The following is a 22276-nucleotide window of genomic DNA, read 5'->3' as shown; positions in this document are numbered from 1 at the left end:
GAGGATGCCGCCCTAATCGGGCGCTGTCTTGACGCTTCGCATCAAAAAAAGCCCCGCTCGAAGGGCGGGGCTTTCGCAGATCCATTTAAATCTTGAGCGTGGGGACATCCACCTTGGCCATAAGCCGCTCGGTAAAGTGTTTGTCCTTGTAGTAACGGATCTTGTCGCACAGCACCGGATGCGGGATGCCTTCGTAGAGGAAAACCTCCTTGTCCGGTCCCATCGCCTTGAGCTCCTGCGGCAGCATCAATGCACGGCGCTCTTCGGATTCGCTGCGCGAATCGCCACCCTTGGCACGCGTGCGGTTTTCCTTGCGCACGGTGGTATAGCCGAGCATGTCGGAGTAATCGTTGGCGTCCTGCTGCTCGCGCGGTGCGTAGACGATCTGCAGGGCGTGGTTGGTGATCAGCGTGCGCGAAACGTCCTTGCCGTAGGTGGCATCGAGCTGGGCCATGCTCTGGATGATCGGCAGCAGGCGGATGTTGTAGCCGGCCATATAGGACACCGCCGAGGCGATGATCTCGACCTTGCCGATCGAAGTGAATTCGTCCATCAGCAGCAGGCACTGGTACTTGAGCGCCTTGTTGTTCTGCGGCAGTTCCTTGGTGTTCTGGTTGATCAACTGGCTGAAGAACAGATTGACGATCAATCGGGCCTCGGCCAGCTTGTTGGGCTGGATGCCGATGTAAATGGTCATGCGCTTCTTGCGCACATCGGTGAGCAGGAAGTCGTCGGCGCTGGTAGCCGCATCGAGCACCGGATTGATCCAGGCGTTGAGCGGTTCCTTGAAGGTGCCGAGGATCGAAGCAAAAGTCTCGTCGGCCTGCGACAGCATGTTGGAGAACGCCGAGCGAGCATTGCCGGACAGGAACGCCTGCTGCGAGAGCTGCTGGTACAGCTTTTTCAGATCGGTACCGTCGCCGGAAGAAAGGCGATACACCTGGCCCAGGGTCGGCTTGCTACGCAGCGCGATAGGGATGTTGCGTGCTTCGTCGTCTTCCCATTTCTCGAACAGGTACAGGGTGAAGGCCATGAAGGCGTTGCGCGCCTGGCTGACCCAGAATTTCTGATCGTCCGAGCCGTCCGGGTAGAGCATGGTGGCGATGCTCATCAAGTCGGAGACGCGGAACGCCGGATCCGACGACACATAGGTCAGCGGGTTCCAGCGATGGGTTCGGCGGTCTTCGGCAAAGGGGTTGAAGAGATAGATCTCCTGCCCCTGCGAGGCGCGCCAGCCGGAGGTGAGCTCGAAGTTCTCCTGCTTGATATCGAGCACCACCATCGACTCCTGGTACTCGAGCAGATTGGGGATGACCACACCCACGCCTTTACCCGATCGGGTAGGGGCGGCCAGGATCACGAACTGCTGGCCGCTCAGGCGTACCAGGTCGCCCTTGAACTTGCCCACGATGATGCCGTTGCCGGAGGCCTTGAACATGCCGTGCTTGTTCAGGTCGCCGCTGTTGGCGAAGCGCGCATCGCCGTGCATGGCTTGCTTCTTGGGACGGCCGATAAAGTAGAACGCGATCAGCCAAAGGATCAGCGGCACGCCAAAGCCGATATAGCCGCCGATCTTGATCTTGTTGACGTAAGGAGCCACCTGGGGCAGGTCCAGGGCGCCGATGTAGCTCCAATACGTCCCGAACCCGAGCTCCGCCGTGCCGAGCTTAAGCAGCAGCAGCGTACATAGCCCGGACAAGTATTCGCCTGCGGCCAGCGCTGCAAGCAACAGCACCGTTACCCAAATCCACTTGCTCTTACTCATGAAATCCTGCCCTGAAATGTCGCCCCCTGACGGGGCCTCCTCTGAATGACGCCATTCTCGCGCATCAAGCCGATCACGTCATGCGCATGGAGGGGTTCTGTTGCTGGGTTTGTTCGTGTTGAGAAGCTTGCGCCCGCTGGTGCTGATCGATCTGCTGTAACGATTGTGTGCTCTTGTCCAGCGGGGTCGCCATGGCCTGCTGCGTGTGAACGTCGGCAATCTGTTTGAATGGCGAATTGAGATCGCCCTGGACAGCGAAAGCGCGCGATCCGTCGTCGCTCAAGGCGACATGGTTGATCTGGCTCATGCCGTCCTGTTTGGCGGCCACCACCAGTGCGCCTGCCAGGTTGCTGCTGCCTTGATCGGGTGTGCGGCTGTGGGCTGCATCGAGTCGATGCACGCCCTGTAACGCCTGATTGAACATGGCGTGGTCCGGATGAGCGACCTGGTCGAGCCGGGCCGTCGGTTTGGCCGCCGCATTGCTTTCGAACAGGTGGGACGGATGGCGCAGCGTATCGAAGACCTGCGACGCTTTGTCGCTTACGTTCTTGCGAGCCGCGTCCAAAGCCTCCGAGGCTTCATGTAATTTCTCGCCGATGGCGTGCTTTGCGGCATCGAAGGCTTGAACCGCATCATGGCCGACCTTTTGTGCGGTTTGCTCGACAAAGTGCACGCCCTTGGACAGGTCGTCGGTCACCGTCTTGCGAGCCGCGTCGACCGCATGTTCGACGCGGTCCACCGTATGGTGCGCTACCTCGGATACCTTGTGGCCGATATTCTCCGCGGTCTTATGCAGCGCATCGTAAGTCTGGGCGAGTTTTTGCGCGGCGGCATGCTCGAGCGACTCCGCGCCGTGCACGACGGCCCTGGGAATTTCCCAACCTGCCGAAATGACCTTGCGAGCATCCATTACGTCGGTCCTGTACCGATCGATCATGCCCTTATGCGCTTCATAACGCGCTTCGTTTTCCGGCGACATGATCGATTGACCGAGCGTCTTGCCGTTGGGCACGAAATTATCGATCGCGTGCGCGCTCAGGCTGGTTGCCGCCACGGCGATCGGATTGCGCAGGCTGAGCGCGGTACTGTTGTCGCGGTAGCCGTCCTTGGTGAGCTTGTCGATATCCTGTTGCACGGCAAAGGTACGGACTTCGCCGAAATGCGCGCTCGCCGCGCTCACCACGTCGGTAGCACGCACGTTGTCGATGACTTGATTGCCGCCCTTGGGAATGCCCTCGAGCAAGCCAGCCGCGCCATAGGCATTGAAGGTCTGGCCGTGCAGCCCGAATTTATAGGCGGTGGCTTCGGCCAGCGTGCCACCCAGCGAATGCCCGGTAACCGTCACATCGGCGGTGTAATGTCCCTTCGCAGCGTCGCTTTTGGCTTCATCCATGACACGCTTGGTAAAGGCCACTGCATCGCCCATCTGCAGGTTCAGGCCCGTCAGCACCATGCCGCCGTCGGTGATGACGCCATCGCGTATCACCTGTTCGGTGCCGCGATGGGCAATGACCACCTCGCCGGTATCCAGGCGCTGGTAGGCGGTGCCCTGGTAGCCGGTGACCGGATCGTTCATATGATCCATCACGCGGTACGAGACGCCGCCCAGCTCGACCTTGCTATTGTTCTCGCGCGTCTTGTACGAGTCCTGCGACAGCAGGGCATAGTCGGTTGCACTGAGCGTCATTGGAAATCTTCCTTGGCGGCGAGCGTGACCGTAAATACGTCGGTGCGCGACTCGGGCTGAAAGAGCGAGCGGTTGGTGGTGCCGAAGGCGCTATGCGGCTTGGTGTTGTCGGTGTAATCGCCTTTGACGAAGTACGTCGACACCGCGTGTTGCGCCTCGATGTCCTTATGAAAAATAGCCGGGCTGAATTCGACGGCGTTATTCTTCAGCACCGCCGAAGCGGCAACGACCTGCCAGTGGCAGATCCCGAGCCCGTAGTAATCCTCGTCCTGCATCAGATCGGCGTAGATCGCGCCGATATAGACATTGCCCGCTTCGTGCTTGAACACCACCGGTACCTTCTCTTCCGGGGCGATCGTGGCGCCGCTGACCGGCTCGAGCGGGACGCATTCGTCGTTGGCGACCTTGTACTCCACGAACCCGGTGATCGAATCGAACGGACCGGGCGCGCCATCGACCGTCAGAGTGATGTCGTAGCGCTTTTTCGGTGTCGGATTGTGTTTGATCGCGGGGTTTTTCATAGCGGTTGCATAAGCCGAAGTGAGAAAGCCGAAAGCCAGCACGGGAAGCGCACGGCGCAAGCCTTGTGCGAAGTACATGTCGATATCTCCTGGCCGCCCCGGACGATGTAGAGGCGCGCATGATCGGAGTGTCTGCCGAGGGCCATCCTAACGCTCGTGCGTCAGGCGAGGAGGGGCATGCTGGTGGGCTTCATGCTCTGCCCGACGTTCGGCACGGTGCTCCTGGATGACCTCGACAATGTGCCAATGGCGCTCCTGCATCGCTTGTTGCTGCTCAGTGACGCTGCTCAGCATCTCCAGCGACGCGCTGCTGCCCTTGACCGGCGTGATAGCGGCCTCGGCGGTGGACACGCCGGCGATCCGCTTGAGTGGCGAATCGATCTCGCCTTGCACGGCATAGGTATGCGCCTTGTCTTCACTCAGGATGACGTGATCGATTTTGCTCAACCCCTCGCGTCGTGCGGCAACGGTCAGTGCGGCAGCCAGATTTTCACTATGCTCGCCGGGATCACGCTGGTGCTGTTCGTCCAGTTTACGTACGGCACCAAGTGCCTGCTTGTAAAGCGCATGATCGGGGTGCGCAGTGTTGTCCAGTTGCGCTCCGGCAGCGCTGGCGAGGATGTCCCGACGAATCGCATCGCAGGTTTGCGTGTCGGCTATTCCGTCGACACGCAGACGGCGATCGTCCTGAAATCGACTCACGGCCGCAGCGGTAAGCGGGCCGTACTCGCCGTCGGCCTGCAATGCACGGCCTGCTGTGGCGCCATAGCCCAATCGGGCGAGGTCGGACTGCAGCTTGCGCACGTTATCTCCACGCGCGCCCTGTTCCAGCGAGGCGCGTGACGGGGCGACCTCCGCTTCGCGTTGGCTCCGCGTTTCGGCCGGACGCTGAGGCGCGCCCGCCGCCGGTGTGGTACTCGCTTCGTGCAACGGCTTACGGACCTGGAACTCGGGCTTTGCGCGCAACGCGCCGACAATTTCGAAGTCGCCTCCGTTCCAGTAGCCGCCAGGACGTGTTCCGGTGGTTACCAGAGCCGGTCCGGTGCTCACCTGGGAGCCGAAAAACTGGATATTTCCCTGCGCGTCGTAGCCCCGGAAGATGCCCACGTGCTGACCATGTCCACTGCGGAACATGATGATATCGCCTGCCTGCAGCGCGCCATGCTGGCGGCTCGCATCCGCCGCGGAAATCACATCGAAATGTTCGCGTGCATACGGCGTAGTGCGTTTGCCTTCGAACAATTGCGAGGTGGCGAAAGGGGTCTTGCCGACGTCGTAGCCGGCGTTGCGCAACCCGCGCCAGACAAGCGAGGAGCAGTCCACGCCACGCAAGCCATCCCCATCCAGGTCCTGCTCGGTACGGCTCGCGTCGGAACGACGATTGGGCGAATGGTTTTTCAGTGGGCCATCGCCGCGACCGTATTCGTAGCGTCGTCCCTCTTGCGTGAAGTGGCGATATGCTTCTTCAAAGATCTCGCGACCCATACAGCCTCCGGCTATCGATCCAACAATATCGTTAAAGCCCGTTCGAAAATTCGCTGAAATTCTCGGCCTTTACCCAGCCCGTTGCGCAGGCGCCGGTATAGTTGCCATCGGCACCTGCATGACAAGGAGCTGCCTGTGCCGGCACGGCCCATTCGATGGGCAACTTCTCCGGTCCGCATACCGACTTGCCCTTGCAGGCTTTGACGCTGTCGCGCGGTATGGCTTTCAGGTAATACCAGACGACGTCGTTGTGCCCCGCGACGCGTGCTTCGGCGGTAGCGCAAACCAGTTGTTCATCGTGCAGCTTCGCGACGACCTTTCCGTTCGGAAAACCATCCTGCACCACAACCGTCGACGATACTGTGGCGTACACCATGCCGTAGAAGCCATGGGCGCCGCAGCCGTCAGGATAGGTGGCGATCTCGAAATCTCCGTAAGTGCATTGGAGATTCCAGCCTTTGTCCTGGCGAGCGCAGGTAATCCCCGGCAATCCGGAAACCGAGCCGGGCAAGTTGGCTACATCGGCTCGCCCGGTCTGACCGGTCGACGTGGGGGCAGGCAACGCATAAGCGGCTCCGAATACACAAAGCGCCACAACGATCAGCCACGCACTCGTTTTGATGACACGGGTTGAACACTTCACCGGCATTCCTTCGCAAAAACGCGGGTGGCTGCCTGTTTCACGCCTCTGGCGGCGGCAGCCTCCCGGAAAGTGCTTGTACAGCCTGTTTTGTTATCTCGTTGCCGATCGAGCATTGAGCGATTCGGTGGATGTCTTGCGTTTGCCGCTGCCCTTCCGGTTTTCGTAGAAGACTTCCAGCCACTGTTCCGGTCGCAGGTCATCGGCCTTGACGCCTTCCGCTGCGGCGCGCTCCTGCAAGATCTCATGCATGATCTCGATATTGTCCGTCGAGGCAGAGATCACCGAGAGTGCGTCGTCGAGGCCGCGCAGGTTCAACTGGCAGACGGATGAGGCGTGGCCCTGCTTGACCAGGAAGCAGCGCGAGCGCTCGTCGAGGCTCACGACGACCTGATATTCGGCATCAGTCAGCTTGAGGCCTTCGATATAGTCTTCGCGGCTGGCGTTGGGATTGGGCAGCAGGATCATGGTCGCGGTCTGCTCGATCAACGACGCGGCGATGTCGCTGGCGAGCGCGTCTTCCGGACTCTGCGTGGCGAAGATCCCCAAGCCGTTCTGCTTACGGATGGTCTTCTGCTTGTTCTTGGCGAATTCTTTCAAGCCACCCTTGCCGTCGAGAATCTTCCAGAACTCGTCCATGACGTAGATCAGCGGGCGACCATCGATCAGCTCTTCCAGGCGGTGCAGCAGGTAATTGATCACCGGCGCTCGTACTTCCGCGTTATCGATGATGTCGGTGTAGTCGAAGCCGATGATGTTGGCTTTTTCCAGGTCGATGGTGTCGACCGGGTTGTCGAACACCCAGCCCAGCGAATTGCCGGCGGTCCATTTCTTCATGCGCACGAACAGGCCGTCGTCGCCCATATTGGGCAGGCTCTTCTGGAAGTTCGTCATGTTGCGCAGGTGCTGAGGGGTATCGAGCATGTTCTCTACCGCGCGGAAGATGTCTTCTTCCTCGCGCGATGAGTAGACACTCTTGCCTGCCAGCACCTTGATCAGGTCGGCCAGGAACTGCACGTTGCCTTCGTTGCGCTCGCAGTGGAACGGGTTGAAGCCGGTCGGCTTGCCGTTTTCCAGCGCGAGATAGTTGCCGCCGCAGGCGCGCACGAAAATTTCCGCGCCACGATCCTTGTCGAAGAAGAAGATCGTCGGCGAGGGCTTGAGCTTCTGTACCTGGCTGAGCAGGAAGTTGATCAGCGCGGTTTTACCGGTACCGGACTTGCCGATCACCATCGTATTGGCGATGGCTTTCTCGCCCAGCGAGTTTTCGGCCGGATGGGTGGCGTGAAAGTTGAAGTGGTAGGCCTGACCGTTGGTGGTCTGCAGCGTGGTGACGCAATCGCCCCACGGGTTATTTTCTTTTTTGCCGGTCGCGAAATTGTGCAGGGGAGAGAGACCCAGGAAGTTCAGCGAGCTGACATTCGCCAGGCGTGTGCGGAATTTCCAGTTGCCGGGCAACTGGGCGTAGAACGCGGCGGTGACCGCGAGATCTTCCTTCACCGTGACGAAGCCGGCGTTGGAGAGTTCCGCGCGGGTAGCTGCTAGCTGCTGCGACAAGGCCTCCTGGCTGGGCGCATAGATCGCGATGGTGAAGTGATACTCGCCAAGTACGAAGTTGCCTGAGGCGAGCTGATCCATGGCATGGTCGAGCTCGGCGATCTGACTGAACGCCTTGTCGCCGGACGACACCATCATGCCCTTGGTGCGGTCGAGTGCCTTGAGCGCATCATGGCGCCCCATGGGACTGAAGGAGTGCGTGATGACGTACTCGAAGTCCAGATACTTCAGGCCGTTCAAGATGCCCGGATAGGTCGCGTCCGCATACTCCTTGATATTGAGGATCGCGCCGAAATGATTCTGGCCGGTAGGCGTGGTGAGTACGAAATCGCCTGTTTTTGCGGAGAATCGTTGCTTGCTCACCGGTAGATAGTCATAAACCGGCGCTTTGAGAACCGGCACCGGTTCATCGATGCGGTTGAGGATATACCCGTAGAATTCCAGGATTTCGGAGAACACGACACCATTGGCGGCTTCGTACATGCCAAGACGATTGGGCGCGTAATCTTTCAGCACCGCTTCGAGGTTGCCGGCCAGTTCCTGAATGGTGTTGACGGCTTGCAACTGCTCGGCTTCCAGCTTCGCTACGTCGCTGGACTTTTCGGCAAAGCGTTTACCACTGACTACCGGGCGGTAGAGCATGGTCAGATAAAGTTCGTTCTGCATCAGCTTCTGCGCCGACAATGCGTTGTAGTACGCATCGGACATCTGCTGATTGAACCGCTGGTTGAAGCGGCTGTTGTCCTTCAGACGCCGGCGCCGACGCAGGTCATGCACCCAGAAGGCCAGATTGACGAAATCCGGTGCACGCAACGTTTGCAGCAGGCGATTGAAACTGTTGTGGCGATGCTCGAGGTCCCACTCTTCACGACCGACGAACGGTAAACCACCCAGACGCCACACCATCAGGAAATCACCGCCCGTCGTCTTCACGACAGTAGGTGAGACATGGGTGGAGATCGGAATGAACTCGCTGATGGGGGCGTCTGGGTTAAACATGATGTCGGTACCGTCGTTATCTGAAGAAACGCCCTGGCAGATACTGCCAGGGCTTCTTTACTGCTTCGCCTTGCCCGGCTGGCGATAGTTGTTGGGCGTAAAGACCCACATGCCTTCGTTGTCCTTGACGTTCCTTACCCGCGTGCGAACTTGCAGGCGCAGTCCCAGCAGGCGGAAGATCATTTCGTCACGGCGCGCCATTTGACGCATGATGAAAATGGCCACCGGAATCAGCAGCAGGTAAAGCATGTTGCCCAGGTACATCGCCATCAGCAGGAAGCCGCCCGCACCGAGGAAAAACGGGATATAAGGGACCCCGAGAAACATCGGTGGGCGCGTGCAACCGCGAAATAGCGCGTCCTTACGCATAGTGCAGGAACTGCATGCCCGTGGTGATCGCAGCAGAGCAGGTGTTGCCGGTCGTGCCGATGACCATGTTAGCCACCTGGCCGGCTGCACCGATCAGCACGCCACCGATCAGGACGGGGGCGACGTCGCCGATGCGCTTGTGCGCAAACGCGATCTGATAACCGGAGAACACCACCGCGGCGGTCACGACGGCGATCGAGGTCATGTTCAGGATCTTGTTGACGTTGCCGAAGAAACCGCAAACCTTGTTGCCGGTCGCGGTGAAGTCAGGATTGTCCTGAGCAAATGCCAGCTCCGGCAGCAGCATGAAGGCCAGCAGAATGATGCCCATCATCAGGCCGGTCAGTACGGTCTTGGCCTGGTGTTCGGTGTACTCGTTGTGCAGTTTCGGTGCCATCTCGGTTTTCCCTCTGAATAGTTCGGTAACAGTGCGGTTGTGCGTCAACCGTTATGTCAAGAAAAGCTGCGCAATGAGCAGCTGGTTTTTACGAACTGCTTCGAACCGAAGTTCGCAGCAGTGTGGCGGCCCGAAGGCCAGCGCAGCGGGTGACAGGCTCCCGCTACGCAAAGCGAAACCGAAACCGTTCCATTGCCCTCGCGCGTGGCGGGTCGGGCCAGGATCCGTTCGGCACATTCAAAAGACAAAGGCGCCATCGCCGCTCCCCTGTCGAAGATCTGCCTGGTCGGCCGCCGGAACGGGCTGTTGCTGCCCGGCGACTTGTTGTCCGGGTGCTACCGGCTGTGCCGCTGCTTGCGGCTGGCTTTGCACTGGATCGTTTGGGCCGCGCACTTGCGGTTCGAAGACATCGTCGGATGACACCGTGCCGCCCGCCGTGGCCATCGTTGGTGCCTGTTGTTGCGACACCGCCGGCGCTATCGGCTGGTCCACGGCGCCTTGTGCCTGCGCCGGACCGTAGTTGGCTTGTTGGACCTGCTGCATCATCTGCTGCATGGAACTGATGGGGGCAGTAGGTTGCGCCTGATTCGGGTAATTGGCCTGCTGGACCTGCTGCATCATCCGTTGCAAGCCGTTGCCTGGTGTGCCGGGCGCTTGCGCCTGTGCCTGCTGATTTTGCATCTGCCCGTTGCCCTGCAACTGGGCGGCGGCCTGCGCGGCGGCGGGATCGATATCCGCCGCGGAAGCGACTGCGGGTGAAACCAGGGTGTTGAGCGCCGTATCGATCAAGGAGCTGCGGATCGCGACGCGGTATGCCGCACCCGTGGGCGTTACCGGGACCTGTACCTCGCGTACGGGTGCGGTGGCAGGCAGCGGCGTTACGCGCGGGTTGGCTGGCTGCTGACCGGCCAGCTGGATCGGCGTGACGCGAGGGCTATTGCTGGCAAGCATCGCCGTGCGATTGATCGAGTCGAATACTTTCTGGACGTAACCGGTGCGATAGCCCGTGACGAAGTTGCCCGAGTAGTAACAGCTGAAGGCCTTGCCCCAATCGCCACCGGAACTGTTGTAGCACTCGGCGAGAATCTGCGAGCCGGCCGCCAGGTTGGAGCACACCGAGAACGCCTTTTCATAGGAGTCCAGGCCGTACTTGCCGAGGTTGTTGCGATTGACTTGCGCAATACCCAACGAATAGTTGTAACCCTTCGACTCGAGCATCTGCGCCGTGACAATGGCCTCGTCCATGTTCTGCGGCTGACGCACGAGCTGACCGCCAACCACGCCGATGGCATACGGGTTCTTGCCCGACTCCACATTGACGATGTGCTGCATCACCTCGGCGGGAACCGACAGGTTGGGGCAGGACATCATTTCAATTCCAGCGATCATCTGGCGTTCTCCCGATTCGTCTATGCCCGGTTTTCCGCCAGATGGCGGCCCGGGTTGAAATCGATACCGGTGATGTAGCGGCGGCCGGCATGCGCCTTGATGTGCACGACGATGTCGATGGTCATCATCAGCAGGCGCTTGATGGTCTCGAATTCGAGACCGGCACCTTCGTTGGACGCCTTGACCATCAAGGCCAGCTGGTCCCAGGTCTGCTCGGTGCTGCCGGCGTGGCAGCTGGTGATCGAACCGGGGTGACCGGAGGCGCAGTTACGGATGAAGTAGAACGATTCGTCACCGCGCAGCTCGGCCAGGATGATGCGGTCGGGCTTCATACGCAGACACGCTTCCATGCAGCTCTTGGCGGTGACGTTGCTGGTGCTCTGACCGCCCTTGGAATAAAGCAGGTGCACTACGTTGGGCTGGTCGATGAACAGCTCGCGGGCGTCCTCGATGGTCACCAGGCGTTCGTCGGCCGGAATGTGATGTACCAGCGACTTCATGAAGGTGGTCTTGCCGCTACCGGTAGCACCGGCGACGACGATGTTCTTCTTGTTGAGCACGGCCTGGCGAAAGAAATCGGCGTAACGCCGGCTGCCGCGCAGGTCCAGCAGCTCACGATCGCCGGCGCTGATCTCCGGCGGGTTTTCCAGAATCTCGTCGAAGAAGCCGTCCGACTGATACTGGGCCAGGGTCTTGGTCTGCTTGGAGGGCAGACGGATGGTGATGGAGATCTTGCCGGCGTCGACCGCCGGCGGGATGACGAACTGCGCACGCTGACCGGTGGGGAAGGTGAGCGAGACGACCGGGTCGACATCGGTGATGCGCTGTCCGGTGTTGCTCTCGTTCACTACCGCGGTACAAAACTGGCGGGCACGCTCGAAAGTGAGAGACGGCACGTCCATGCGCTGCCAGCCGCCCCGGCTTTCCAGGTAGAGCTCGCCGGGACGGTTGATGCAGATTTCGGTGACGTCCGGCGACGCCATGAACTCCCGGATACCCAGCACTTCGTACTGGTATTCCAGGAATTCGTTTGAAACTTGTGCTAGCGCGCCGTCGTCCATTCTTCAGTTCATCGTCTTTAGGTTAGAAGCGTGCGACCACGCCACTGAAGTCGACGTCTTTGGCGACGTAGACATACAGGATCGTGCCCTGGTTGATGGTGACCGTACCCGGGCGGTTAGCCGAGTCGCGCACCGCCTGTTGCGCCAGGTTCTGCAGTGTCTGGGCGGTGTTGCTCTGGAACGGTGTTGCCGTGACGGTACCGCTACCGACGCCGACGGTCTGAGTCTTGGGGCCGTGCTCGGCCGCTTCGTACGAGAACGCGTCGCTGAGCATGCTGACCAGCAGAGCGGCGCCGATACGGCTCGGCCAATGGTTGTTGAGATAACCCGGATTGCCCGAACCGCCAAGGTTGTCGATACCGGGGCTGGCCATGTTCACGTCGATACCGGTCGGCGTCAGGATGCGATCCCAGATCACTGCCATGCGATCGCCGATCGGACCCATGTCGTACTTGCCCAGGACTTTCGAGCCCTTCGGCAACAACAGGCGCTTGCCGTTGAACGAGTACACCGGCTCGGTGACGATGCATGACGTGAAGCCGGGGATGTCGCTGATGATGCGGGTTTCCAGCACGCAGCGAATGTACGTGCCACGCTGCATCATAGTGTCAGGCGAATACAACGGTTGCGCACTGGAGATCTCGGGCAAGCCAACCGGCGAGTTCAGCGGCGCGTGCTGCTGACCGGAAAGGCCTGGCACGCGTGACCATTGTTCCTGGCCGCCCATACCCGGGCGTTGCTGTGCCGGTGCATAACCGGCGGGGGCCTGCGGGCCACCCGCGCCCGACAAGCCGTTGCCGTCGCCCGATTGCGCCGCGGCATCGCCCTGCATGCGGCGCTCCATCAGCGTAGGACCATGCGGAGCTGAAGGCGCTGCCTTGGCCTGGACCGGCAGCGGTGGGGGCGTGGGCGAAAGCTTGATCGGCTCGGGTAGTTTCGGTATTGGCCGGGCGGTCTGCTGTGCCAACTGCGGAACCGGGGCTGGCGCCTGCGGCACCGTCAGCGTCTCTTCGCGTGCCTTGGGCTTGTCGTCGTGATGCGCGCCCTTGATCACCCACACGGCAAGAAAGGCCACCAGTGCCACGATGGCTGCGAGGAACACCATCGCGCGCCGGTTCATGCGGGTCATTTCGGTCGAACGCAGCTGCGGTGCGCCGGCATCGAGATCCGGTGCCTCGGCCGCACGCTGCTGGTTCGAGTAAGGGTTGTTGGCCAACGGGTCCGACGCACGGTTCTCGCGCTGCGGCGGAACGTTTTCGTGCTCGTTCTCGTTGCCTTCGTCAGGCATATAGGGATTATTCGGGCTCACTTTTTAGTATTCCTGCGCAGTCCCACGACATTGTTTTCCTGGCGAATCACCAAAAACGGATAGGTGCCGTGCACGACGATCGTGTTGCCTTCGACGGTCGAGTTCACGAGCGAGTCTTCGCCGTGTTCCTTTTCACGCATGTAGACGGCAGGAAAATTTCCGGTCGGAAACTGCTTCATGTCGCCCATCTTGATGTAAGTGAACTGGCCATCGTCATAGACGTTGACCGGGACCAGCCACGGCGCCTTCTTGCTGCTATGCGTCGCGTAGTCGTAGTTGAAGTTGTAGTTTCGCCCTTTGACGAGCGACGTATTCAGCTGCGGGACGTCGGCCTGCTCGTCGGTCTGCTTGGAGAACGCCGAGTCGGAGGGGTAGGAGAAGGTGATCTTGTACTGCACGCCGGCACGTTTGGCCTGATCGAGCGCCTTCCAGTCGGTCGCGACCACCTTCAATTCAAAGATGTACGAATGGGTCGCCGTACGAATCATCATGTTCGTGTCGACGTCGACGTTCTTCGGCTTGAGATAGAACACGTTCTCGCGCCGGGTCAGCTCCCAGCCGCTGCTGAAACCGGTGCTGTAGTCGAGAATCTTCTCGTACGGGCTCAGCTCGATCTGGGTGGTGATGCCCAGGCCGGTGCGCACCTGGTAGACGCGGTCAGGCTGATATTCGTATTGCTGCACGACCTGTGCGCTGACTGGCAGCACAGTCGTGGCCGCAAGCAGGCCCATCACGCCGGCCAGGGCGAATTTGATTGGTCGGATCATCGACGGCCCACTCCATTAGCGGCGTTGCGTGGATCTGGCGTGGCGGGTGCCTGCGCCGGTGCATAGGATTGTGCGGGGGGCTGACCTGTCGGCGTGCCCACCGGTGCGGATTGCGGTACTGCCGTCGGCCCGAATTGCGGTCCGGCAGGCGGTGCGAACTGCGGTGCGGCAGCGGGCTGCGCGGTGCCGTCGGCAGCGGTGCCTGGTGCCGGAGCGCCGGCTTGGGTCGCCTGCGGATTGGTCGCGGCTGCCGGGTCTGCGGTCTGCTCATCGGCAGGTGCCGGGGTTTCCTGCGGGGCGGAAGTCGCGTAATCGTTGTCGACGCGATAGCCGGTCACCTGAAAGCCCAGCGGATTTTCGATACGTGACGCATCGTCCATCTTGAGGTTGCTCTTATAGGTGAATTCGATCGTCGCGAGCTTGCTATCGAGCGGGCGGGTCGCACCTGTCAGTTTTTCCATGACGCTGCGCTGGAAACGGACGGTGGCGCCGTGAGGGGCCTGGCCCTGGCCGCCGCCAAGCAGCACGATGCTGAGCAGCTTTACCCGGATGGCGCGCTCTTTCCCATAGGTCTTATAGGGATTTTCCGGGTTACCCAGTTGATATAGCGTGGTGTAGGCGGCGGCAATGTCCGGCGCAGACATGGTCAAGACCGTTGTCCAGTCGTGCAGGCCGATCAACACGTAATCGTACGATTCGCGTGCGAGTACGAAGTGCGCGACGTTGCTGCGATTGATGGCTTCGCTGGAGCTGATCTGACGGTTGGTAAAGTCTTCAGTCAGGCGTGCAACGGTACTGGTGCCGGTGTACGCGTCGGCCATGACGATGTACGGTACTTTTTCCTTCAACGGCAGCATGTAGAAGTAGCCGCCGGCGAGGATCAGCGCAAGCGCGACCGCGGTGAATGCGACCCACCATGCACGCTTTTCGCTGCGTCTGGCCAGGTCTGACACCGTAACTTCGAAATTGACCGAATGCGCGACCGCCTCGTCAATTTTCTTGCTGGATGTTTTCTTGTTGAGCATTAGCGTGCACCCATGTCAGCTGTCATGTCGAATAGGAAGGTCATGACTTGGTGCTCGCCGGTGCGTTTTGCGTTGGAGCAGCGGGCGCCGGCACTGGAGCCGCTGCCGGAGGCGCGTCGGTTGCCGGGCTGGTCGCGTCAGGGACCGAGGTCGTTGCTTCTTCGACAACGATCTGGCGATCGTTCACGGTGATCTGTACGCCTTCACTTGCGTAGATCGCGCTCAACTCCGCGGCGGCGGCTTTCGCGTTCGGCGTGTGGATCTGCGAGACCGGCTTGAACAGCGTGTAGTCCGAATGCAGCTGATAGGACAGCACCATGCCGGAGTCTTTCGACCAGCGTGTCAGCATCGCTTTGAGCGTGCCGTCCATAGGCGACGCGTAAAACGCATATGGCTGCGCAAGCGGAATTTCGGTGGGCGCATCCTGGAACCGGTTGACCGGCTTCCACGAGCCACCGAAATCCTTTGCCGGCGGAGTTCCGCAGCCGGACAAGGCCAGTGCCGCAAGCATCGAAGCGCCCCCAAGGGCTCGAGTTACGTAAACCTTTTTCACGTCGTACCCGCAAAGTGAGATTGAAATAGCTGGATTCGCGCGGAAAACCCGCGTGTCACGCTGCGTGCAAGTACTACGAGCACGCCAAAAACGCCCGCCAAAGTGGCAGCGTCAAGTCAAGGCGAATAGCAAAGCTTCGCCATCCTGCAAGGATGGCGAATGCTCGAGCAGCTTGAGAAAAAAGTCGGCGGTAAGTCCGCCCGTAATCCCCTGTTTCTTCGCTGCTACAGCGGCCGAGCAATGCGGCCGCGGACTGTAAATCGTCGATTCCATTCAGGCTCCCTGTCAGACTGGCTTTTAAAGCCGTCCACATCTTTTGAACCGTCCAATGCGTATCTTGGAAAGCGAGCGCCCCGCGCGCCCGACCCGTAGGCTTACCGAGATGACGACATTGACCCCTGGAGGGGGCCCTAGTCCCCTCGAGCCGGATTCTGACGCAAGATGTCTGATTGTGCTAGTGCACGTCAGAAAAATAAGGGTTTTTGTGTTTCAAACGATTGCATGAGGCTGCGTCGCAGCATGGCGTTTATCGAGTCATTCGTAATTTATTGCGTTCGATTGGACGGCCAAATGTGATGCGCGTCTCATTTGTTTTGATTGTCATTATCTCGTCATTGGATTGAAGGCAATGGAGACTTTGTAGGCGAATGCTGACAGATAATGTAGGCGCATTAAGATAAGTCGATTTGCAAAGCGTCAGGCAAACGTAAGACAGCGATACCTGTTTCTGTTTGATAATGATTTTTCAGGTTTTTTTGTCTGGTGCCCGGAAAGGGCTGCCGGGGACATGGGGAGCGGAGACAAGAGCCGACGGAAAACATCGTGTGTATCGCGAAATTTGCGCGGTCAGATATTCAAAACACGAATATCTCTCCTGGATGCTACCGCAGCGATAGAGCGCCGACCGTTGCGGCGAGGCGTAGCCGACCTTACTTCGCGGCTTCCGGCGCGGTCTTTACGGTAACGCGGGTGGACTCGTCGATGGGGCAGGGTGAGTCCACGCGACGCGTGTCACAGACCGTTACCTTGCCCAGATACGCCATCCACTCGGCTAGTTGCGCCTTTGACGGCTGAAAGTGAGAGGCCATCTGCACCACATACGTCGCGTCACGGCCCTGGATAAACTTGAACAGCGTGATCTCCGGCTTCTTCTGCTTGTCCTTGAAGGCGCAAACCTGTAGCCACACGTGAGTTGCGTAACCGTTCTCGCTGTTGTCGGAGAACGGCTGGACATCGGCTACATCGCAAGCCTTCGACCAGCGGTCCTTCATCTGGCCTTGGTACTTGGCGAAAAAGGAGGCGTCGCTCAAGCCACGGTAGACCTGGGTGGTCACCATGCGCGACCACTGATCCACCGTCTCGTTGGCCGGGACCATCTCCGTCAGCGAAGCACTCCCTTCGGTCTGCTCGTTGGCGATCCGGAACCCCGTTGGGAACGGTTGCAGCAGGTTCTCGCCTTGCAGGGCGGCCAGCGCGTGCCCGCACACCGACAGCAAGGCGCAGAGAGCGATGCTCCGCACGCCATGTCGACGGGTAAGAAAAGAGGCGGCAGCACGACATGTCATAGCGAATTTGGAGCCGGCTGGAAAGACCCGAGGTGGACACTACGGCCAGAACTCGCTCTTCGCAAGTTGATCCGGGCCGGCACCCCTGTCGATGCGCGAAGTGTTCGAAGCATCGCCCTCGTCACATGCTATACGCGGGATTAAGCGGCTGGGCCTTCGGATGAGTTTGATGATGTGGCTCTTGCTGCTGGGTTTCCTGATGCGCAAGCTGCTGCCAGTCCCGACTGTGCTGCTCGACGGGGGTACGCACGGCCCACGCCGTATCGACGCCGGCTAAGCGCATCGAAGGAGATAGCGGCTCGCCGTGCATGCCGAAGGCGCGCGAGGCATCGTCGCTGAGCACGACACGGTCGATGCCGGGGAGGCCTTCGCTGCGGCCCGCGACCGTCAAGGCGGCGGCAAGCCGCTCGCTGCGATGATCGGGTGCGCGGCCTTGTGAGGCATCGAGATGCTTCACCGCCTTGAGTGCGTCGTTGTAGAACGCATGATCCGGGTGAGTGGAGTGATTGAGCGAGGGGACAGGTTTGTTGTCGCCAAACAAAGAGCTAAGCTTCGCGCGGACTTGCGAAAGTCCATCCGATACCGAGTGGGCGGCAGACGATGCGGCCTCACTGGCAGCCTGCGCTTTACGGTGAATGACATCGGCGCCGTGTTGAGCGGCTTTGGCAGCATGCTGAACGGCACTGTCAGCAGCGATTTTCGCCCGATGATGTAAATCCTCTGCGCCGTGTTTAATGTCCCGGTAGGTTTCTTGTGCTTGATGCTTGATGGCATCGGTGGTGCGGTCCATAGCGTGAGACGTGCGCCTGGCGGTATCGACCGCTTTCTTCTGCGCCCATTCGGCGGCAGTGACGCCCTGGTCGATGATCTGCGCGATCTTTTCCTTCCCTTTGGCATGGGCCTCTTGGGCCGGTGCGACGGCAGCGTCGAATGCCTGAGACCGCAGTTTCTCCATCGCCTTTTGATTGGCCAGGTCAGGTACGCCTGCTTCACGGTTTTTCAGATAGGTGGCAACGACTTCGCGGTTCTGCTGGATGTGACTACGATACGCATCGATTTCAGCCTTATAGGCTTGAGCGCGCGCCTCGTTCTCCGGGCTGATGAGCGACCTCCCAAGAATGTCATTGTTCGGTAGAAAGTTTCCCATGCGGTGAGCGGTGATGCTCAAGGTCATGAACGGGTTTGGCTCGGTGCCCTTAGGGGGTGAGTCCAAGTAATGGCCTTGTTTGAGTCGATCGATATCCTGCTGCGATGCATAGATATGCGTTTCGCCGAACTGACGGCTAGCAGCACTCACCAGATCGGTGGCGCAGATGTAGTTCTTGACGAGGTGGCCGCCCTCGGGGACGCCGTAGTTCAGGCCCGCCGCGCCGTAGGCGTTGAAGGTGATGCCGGGGAAGTTGTACTTCTCGGAGATGATCTGGGCCAAAGTGCCGCCCAGTGAATGGCCGGTGGTGCTGAAGGTGATGGGGTGCCTGAAGATTTGCTCTGTTTTCTTGGCTTCCCGAATGACGTCTTCAGTAAAGACGATAGCGTCGTTGTATTGGCTGTTGACCCCATCGCGAACCATGCCGCCATCGGCTTGCATGCCATCACGGATGGGTTCGCGGCCAAACTCTGTGCCACGCTCGGCGATGATGACATGCCCGGTATCGGCACGTTGATAAGCAACTGCTTGATAGCCTGATTTTTTGTCGGCGACGACTAGGATATTGTATTTAATGCCGCCAATTATCGGCTGATCACCTTTGTTACGTTTGTTGTAGCAATCATCGGCTAGTAAGGAGGCTTCCTTGACATTGGCATCCATCAATGTGCTCCCTTCGCAGTCAATGTGATGGAAAAGAACTGGTCCTTGGTCTCTTCTGTTGCCGGATTGAACATAGCTCCGCCACTGACGCCCGGGCTTGATGTATCTGTGTACTGAGATTTTGAGAAGTAAGAGGTGATTGGGGTCTGAGCCAAGATCTCGTCGTTGGAGATGCCTGGATAGAATTCGTTTTTGTTCGCTTCCATGGCGACAGTGACGGACACCAGCTTCCACTGGCATACACCTAATCCAAAGTAGTCGCCGCCTTCAAGAAGGTCGAGGTAGATATCGCCAACATAGACGCCGTTACCGTTATCGGTCAGTTCGAACTCTGGGCGTTCGATGGGGGATGATCTGGTGCCGCTGATCGGGTCTTCTGGGACGCATGATTTATTTTGCACTTCGTACATCATGCGCCCCTTGATGCCGTTGAACGGACCCGGTGCGCCGTTGATGGTCATTATCAATTGATAGTGCATCCTTGGATGCGGGTTTCGTGTGACGCTTGGATTGGTCATGGCTGATCCACAAGCTGAAAGAAGAAGCGCGAAGGCGGCGGCATTAATCCATTTACGTGGCATCTGTCTCTGCTCGGCTGCGATCAAGGGCTGGCGTTGGCAGGGTCGCTGTCGCCAGAACTGGTCGATGACGTGCCGCTGCTTGTGCTGTTGAACGCCTTGGGACAAACCCGGGCGAACGTCATGGCCGACTCGGCGTTAAAGCAGTACTGATTGGTTACTGTGAATGTGCCGGTAGCTGGATCGATAGGCGCCCAACAGTCTTCCGGCACGCCGACTGTGCAGAAAGTGAAGGGGTCGTTGTTGTAGTACTGAAGGTGCTCGTAATATCCGTCCGCAGCGGCGGATGTGCTTGTGACAAGTCCAACTAGCGAAGCTACAAAAATTTTCATAGTTATTAGTACGTATTATTGGATCCGCTCAGGAAGGCTGCAATCGCTATAGACGACTTTGCAGCCTGAGGTGACTTTGTCGCAACTTGATAAGGCTTCGATTTGGGCGGAGCTAATCGTCGGGCCACGACCTACGCTGTCGTTTCGATCGCCCCATGCCACGGCTGCACATTGGTTGTAGTAAGTCATGCGAAGCGTGCAGTTGTGGCTCCCGCCGCTTTCACACGATGCTATGGCTTCTTGAACGGCTTCCCGCTTTGTCTGACGGTTTGCTATGAAGCCAGCGTCGCCGGTTTTACTATCAAGAACCAATGCGCCCCATCTATCTTGCCATTGCGCTGCGGGAGTGTGATTGTCGCTGTTGTTGTATTCGCCTGAAGGAGAGCCCGGCACATCAGGCGGAATGCAGCCGGGATTGCCTGCGCTAGGAATGCCCGGTGCGCATTGTGACCATGCCGTTGGCGTATAGATGATGGCTACGAAGGTAAGCGCCAAATAAATTTGTTTTTTCATTTCAAAGCTCGTTTCAATTCGTCGTTTTGTTGTGGCAATGATCCAGACGATCTTGTGGCGTGATTGCTCACTGCTGTTGGTCTGGCACCATCTGAACCTATGTTGTGTGAACGGTCCTGATTGGGGATGGGGTGATTTTCAATGTTTGGACCTGGCACCCCCGGCGGCCTCTGCGCCGTCTGCGACCCCACATTCCCAAACGACGAATACGACGAGAACGCAGCCAGCGTGCCTTGGAAGAATGTCGCCGCTACAGGCGGAGCGGAGACAATCAGAATCGACAGCACCAAGCCCAGGCCCCCTTGTTGCAGGGCCATACTGTTGATGCCGTTCATCTCATTGCCGAGATTGAGAAAGTCCGCCGCGGCATAGCGCGCCAGAAAGGATGCGGCTACTGCCTCTACCATCTTCAGCGACAAAGTCACGGTGAAGCTCAACACTCCAAGTGAGAACATCGTGCCGATGCCGTAGAGAAGCCACTTGCTGAAAAGCGACTTCGTCTGCGGAAACAACAACGCCAGAATGAACAAAGGCCCCAGCCCAACGAACAGCGCAATGGCAATCTTGTTGAGCAACAGCATCGAGCCGGCAATGACCCCGGGCCCCGCCAAGCCAATGCCGGTAAACCACATCGCGCGGCTCTTGGCGTCATCCTGCGCGCTGCCTTGTCCGCCACTGAGCGAATCGATCGTGGTCAGCGTCAGCTGCATGTATGCCAGATTTTTGTCGATACTCTGAAATGGACTGCTGCTCTTGCCGGTAACGAGCGTGCTGACCTGATTGGCGGTGCCGTCGGTCATGGCCCAGTACAACTGCGAGGAGCCGCCGGCCATGCTCGTGGCAAGGCCGATGATCAGGGCGGCTTTGAGCGAGTTCCCGACCAACGCCATCATCGGCTCGCGCGATTGCCCGGTGACGATGCGGTAGCCCTGGATCATGATCCACAGGGTCAGGAAGATCAGCGCGAGACTGCCAACCCACAGGGTCGTGCGCTGCAGCAGCGACCATTGAAAGATGTCGATTTCGTCGCGCAGAAAATCGTTGATCACCTGGAAGAAGACAAATTGTGTCGCTCCTTCCAGGTCCAGGCCGGCCTGTGCTAGCGGTGAACCGCTGAGTGTGTCGAGCATGCTCATAGCGGCGACCATCCGTTCGTCGACGACAGCGTTTTCATGCCGGACGGCTTGGAAGTCTTCTCGGCTTCGAGCGCGGACTTGAGTGCGACACCGGTGACAAGGCCGGCGCCGATCTGCTTGATCATGTCCAGCGGTGAGGAGGGTGACGGGTCGCTGCCGGTCAGCATGCCATGGGTCGAGTTGGTCTGTAGTTCACGCAGGTACTTCAACCGTGTCTCATAGGCATACATGACCGTCTGCGTCTGCTGCTGATCGATCTGCAATTGCGTCTGCAAAGCGATGAGCTTGTTCGTGTTGTCTTCGAGCTTGCCGTAGTCGCTACTTTGCAGCCGGCTGCGCTCGTCCTGGATCTGCTTGAGCTGGTCGTTACGCGTTTGCGCGGCCAGCTTGTACATGGTGACCATGTAGTTCATCTGGGCATTGCGCGTCTTGACGATCTCCTCGCAGATGGGCTGCTGGCCTTTGGTGATGTTGTTGCACTGCTCGATATCCTTTTGCGGCATCTGCTCGGTGAGCTGCTGATCCGGATCGACCGCGCGGTCGCCGAGCTGCTTGTAGCCGCCGAGGGTGTAGATCTTCTGCAGATCCTGGTGCAGCGTGGTCGATAGGTCTTTATGGATCGTGTTGCTCAGGTCTTGATGAATGTCCTTGAGCGTGCGGTTGGCGTCGTTGTCGACGACTTTCCATTGAGCGTGAACAGGCGTGGCGAGTGCGGCGAGCAGGACTGTCGCGAAAGAAAGGATGCGGCGTGTGAAGACGCTGGGTTCCGGCTTTCGCCGGAACGACGAGGTGAGGGAGAAAGATGGGGCCATGGTGTA

The 22276-nt window shown here is 59.2% G+C and carries 21 protein-coding genes; all 21 read right to left on the bottom strand.

The window, feature by feature from the left end; all coding sequences use genetic code 11:
- Positions 1–85 precede the first annotated feature (85 nt).
- Positions 86–1765 carry a type IV secretory system conjugative DNA transfer family protein gene (locus ACZ6WW_RS08075; RefSeq protein ID WP_465273745.1) on the bottom strand — a complete coding sequence of 560 codons (1680 nt, stop codon included), beginning with the start codon at positions 1763–1765 and terminating at the stop codon, positions 86–88.
- A gap of 73 nt (positions 1766–1838) precedes the next feature.
- On the bottom strand, positions 1839–3452 hold the full coding sequence (locus ACZ6WW_RS08070) for an XVIPCD domain-containing protein (RefSeq protein WP_465273744.1): 1614 nt from the start codon (positions 3450–3452) through the stop codon (positions 1839–1841).
- On the bottom strand, positions 3449–4051 hold the full coding sequence (locus ACZ6WW_RS08065) for a hypothetical protein (RefSeq protein ID WP_465273743.1): 603 nt from the start codon (positions 4049–4051) through the stop codon (positions 3449–3451). The genes ACZ6WW_RS08070 and ACZ6WW_RS08065 overlap by 4 nt, the downstream gene beginning before the upstream one ends.
- Before the next feature lie 69 nt (positions 4052–4120).
- Positions 4121–5458 carry an XVIPCD domain-containing protein gene (locus tag ACZ6WW_RS08060; protein ID WP_465273742.1) on the bottom strand — a complete coding sequence of 446 codons (1338 nt, stop codon included), beginning with the start codon at positions 5456–5458 and terminating at the stop codon, positions 4121–4123.
- 31 nt (positions 5459–5489) lie between these two features.
- Entirely contained in the window at positions 5490–6101 is a 612-nt protein-coding gene (locus tag ACZ6WW_RS08055) for a hypothetical protein (protein WP_465273741.1), read from the bottom strand.
- Between the two features lie 90 nt (positions 6102–6191).
- On the bottom strand, positions 6192–8654 hold the full coding sequence (locus tag ACZ6WW_RS08050) for a VirB4 family type IV secretion/conjugal transfer ATPase (RefSeq protein ID WP_465273740.1): 2463 nt from the start codon (positions 8652–8654) through the stop codon (positions 6192–6194).
- A gap of 57 nt (positions 8655–8711) precedes the next feature.
- Positions 8712–9023 (bottom strand): VirB3 family type IV secretion system protein, encoded by a 312-nt coding sequence (locus ACZ6WW_RS08045; protein ID WP_465273739.1) that lies wholly within the window; start codon positions 9021–9023, stop codon positions 8712–8714.
- Positions 9016–9420 carry a TrbC/VirB2 family protein gene (locus tag ACZ6WW_RS08040; RefSeq protein WP_465273738.1) on the bottom strand — a complete coding sequence of 135 codons (405 nt, stop codon included), beginning with the start codon at positions 9418–9420 and terminating at the stop codon, positions 9016–9018. Before ACZ6WW_RS08040 ends, ACZ6WW_RS08045 begins: the two co-directional genes overlap by 8 nt.
- A gap of 237 nt (positions 9421–9657) precedes the next feature.
- Complete coding sequence (locus ACZ6WW_RS08035; protein WP_465273737.1) at positions 9658–10809, bottom strand: lytic transglycosylase domain-containing protein; 1152 nt, start codon at positions 10807–10809, stop codon at positions 9658–9660.
- Positions 10810–10829: 20 nt separating this feature from the next.
- On the bottom strand, positions 10830–11870 hold the full coding sequence (gene virB11, locus ACZ6WW_RS08030) for a P-type DNA transfer ATPase VirB11 (protein ID WP_465273736.1): 1041 nt from the start codon (positions 11868–11870) through the stop codon (positions 10830–10832).
- Between the two features lie 22 nt (positions 11871–11892).
- Positions 11893–13179 (bottom strand): TrbI/VirB10 family protein, encoded by a 1287-nt coding sequence (locus tag ACZ6WW_RS08025; RefSeq protein WP_465273735.1) that lies wholly within the window; start codon positions 13177–13179, stop codon positions 11893–11895.
- A complete protein-coding gene (locus tag ACZ6WW_RS08020; RefSeq protein WP_465273734.1) occupies positions 13176–13946 on the bottom strand; it encodes a TrbG/VirB9 family P-type conjugative transfer protein in 771 nt (256 codons plus the stop codon). The genes ACZ6WW_RS08025 and ACZ6WW_RS08020 overlap by 4 nt, the downstream gene beginning before the upstream one ends.
- Entirely contained in the window at positions 13943–14971 is a 1029-nt protein-coding gene (locus ACZ6WW_RS08015) for a VirB8 family type IV secretion system protein (protein WP_465273733.1), read from the bottom strand. Before ACZ6WW_RS08015 ends, ACZ6WW_RS08020 begins: the two co-directional genes overlap by 4 nt.
- A 40-nt stretch (positions 14972–15011) precedes the next feature.
- Entirely contained in the window at positions 15012–15482 is a 471-nt protein-coding gene (locus ACZ6WW_RS08010; protein ID WP_465273732.1) for a hypothetical protein, read from the bottom strand.
- A gap of 153 nt (positions 15483–15635) precedes the next feature.
- Positions 15636–15797 carry a hypothetical protein gene (locus tag ACZ6WW_RS08005; RefSeq protein ID WP_465273731.1) on the bottom strand — a complete coding sequence of 54 codons (162 nt, stop codon included), beginning with the start codon at positions 15795–15797 and terminating at the stop codon, positions 15636–15638.
- Between the two features lie 656 nt (positions 15798–16453).
- Positions 16454–17044, bottom strand: coding sequence for a hypothetical protein (locus tag ACZ6WW_RS08000; protein WP_465273730.1), 591 nt, complete (start codon positions 17042–17044; stop codon positions 16454–16456).
- A gap of 166 nt (positions 17045–17210) precedes the next feature.
- Positions 17211–18899: an XVIPCD domain-containing protein gene (locus ACZ6WW_RS07995; protein WP_465273729.1), complete on the bottom strand. Its 1689-nt coding sequence runs from the start codon at positions 18897–18899 to the stop codon at positions 17211–17213.
- Entirely contained in the window at positions 18899–19480 is a 582-nt protein-coding gene (locus ACZ6WW_RS07990) for a hypothetical protein (protein ID WP_465273728.1), read from the bottom strand. The genes ACZ6WW_RS07995 and ACZ6WW_RS07990 overlap by 1 nt, the downstream gene beginning before the upstream one ends.
- A gap of 344 nt (positions 19481–19824) precedes the next feature.
- Positions 19825–20322 (bottom strand): DUF4189 domain-containing protein, encoded by a 498-nt coding sequence (locus ACZ6WW_RS07985; protein WP_465273727.1) that lies wholly within the window; start codon positions 20320–20322, stop codon positions 19825–19827.
- Positions 20319–21410 carry a TrbL/VirB6 family protein gene (locus ACZ6WW_RS07980; protein WP_465274046.1) on the bottom strand — a complete coding sequence of 364 codons (1092 nt, stop codon included), beginning with the start codon at positions 21408–21410 and terminating at the stop codon, positions 20319–20321. The genes ACZ6WW_RS07985 and ACZ6WW_RS07980 overlap by 4 nt, the downstream gene beginning before the upstream one ends.
- Positions 21411–21454: 44 nt before the next feature.
- Positions 21455–22270, bottom strand: coding sequence for a hypothetical protein (locus tag ACZ6WW_RS07975; RefSeq protein ID WP_465273726.1), 816 nt, complete (start codon positions 22268–22270; stop codon positions 21455–21457).
- Positions 22271–22276: the final 6 nt, after the last annotated feature.

Source organism: Dyella sp. NPDC103356 (assembly GCF_055584465.1).
This window is presented reverse-complemented; position numbering and strand designations above follow the sequence as displayed.

Excerpts from the sequence above, each read along its gene's own strand:
- ACZ6WW_RS08075 (WP_465273745.1), bottom strand. The coding sequence starts at position 1,765 with ATGAGTAAGAGCAAGTGGATTTGGGTAACGGTGCTGTTGCTTGCAGCG.
- ACZ6WW_RS08070 (WP_465273744.1), bottom strand. The coding sequence starts at position 3,452 with ATGACGCTCAGTGCAACCGACTATGCCCTGCTGTCGCAGGACTCGTAC.
- ACZ6WW_RS08065 (WP_465273743.1), bottom strand. The coding sequence starts at position 4,051 with ATGTACTTCGCACAAGGCTTGCGCCGTGCGCTTCCCGTGCTGGCTTTC.
- ACZ6WW_RS08060 (WP_465273742.1), bottom strand. The coding sequence starts at position 5,458 with ATGGGTCGCGAGATCTTTGAAGAAGCATATCGCCACTTCACGCAAGAG.
- ACZ6WW_RS08050 (WP_465273740.1), bottom strand. The coding sequence starts at position 8,654 with ATGTTTAACCCAGACGCCCCCATCAGCGAGTTCATTCCGATCTCCACC.
- ACZ6WW_RS08045 (WP_465273739.1), bottom strand. The coding sequence starts at position 9,023 with ATGCGTAAGGACGCGCTATTTCGCGGTTGCACGCGCCCACCGATGTTT.
- ACZ6WW_RS08040 (WP_465273738.1), bottom strand. The coding sequence starts at position 9,420 with ATGGCACCGAAACTGCACAACGAGTACACCGAACACCAGGCCAAGACC.
- ACZ6WW_RS08035 (WP_465273737.1), bottom strand. The coding sequence starts at position 10,809 with ATGATCGCTGGAATTGAAATGATGTCCTGCCCCAACCTGTCGGTTCCC.
- virB11 (WP_465273736.1), bottom strand. The coding sequence starts at position 11,870 with ATGGACGACGGCGCGCTAGCACAAGTTTCAAACGAATTCCTGGAATAC.
- ACZ6WW_RS08020 (WP_465273734.1), bottom strand. The coding sequence starts at position 13,946 with ATGATCCGACCAATCAAATTCGCCCTGGCCGGCGTGATGGGCCTGCTT.
- ACZ6WW_RS08015 (WP_465273733.1), bottom strand. The coding sequence starts at position 14,971 with ATGCTCAACAAGAAAACATCCAGCAAGAAAATTGACGAGGCGGTCGCG.
- ACZ6WW_RS08010 (WP_465273732.1), bottom strand. The coding sequence starts at position 15,482 with ATGCTTGCGGCACTGGCCTTGTCCGGCTGCGGAACTCCGCCGGCAAAG.
- ACZ6WW_RS08005 (WP_465273731.1), bottom strand. The coding sequence starts at position 15,797 with ATGGAATCGACGATTTACAGTCCGCGGCCGCATTGCTCGGCCGCTGTA.
- ACZ6WW_RS07995 (WP_465273729.1), bottom strand. The coding sequence starts at position 18,899 with ATGGATGCCAATGTCAAGGAAGCCTCCTTACTAGCCGATGATTGCTAC.
- ACZ6WW_RS07990 (WP_465273728.1), bottom strand. The coding sequence starts at position 19,480 with ATGCCACGTAAATGGATTAATGCCGCCGCCTTCGCGCTTCTTCTTTCA.
- ACZ6WW_RS07985 (WP_465273727.1), bottom strand. The coding sequence starts at position 20,322 with ATGAAAAAACAAATTTATTTGGCGCTTACCTTCGTAGCCATCATCTAT.
- ACZ6WW_RS07975 (WP_465273726.1), bottom strand. The coding sequence starts at position 22,270 with ATGGCCCCATCTTTCTCCCTCACCTCGTCGTTCCGGCGAAAGCCGGAA.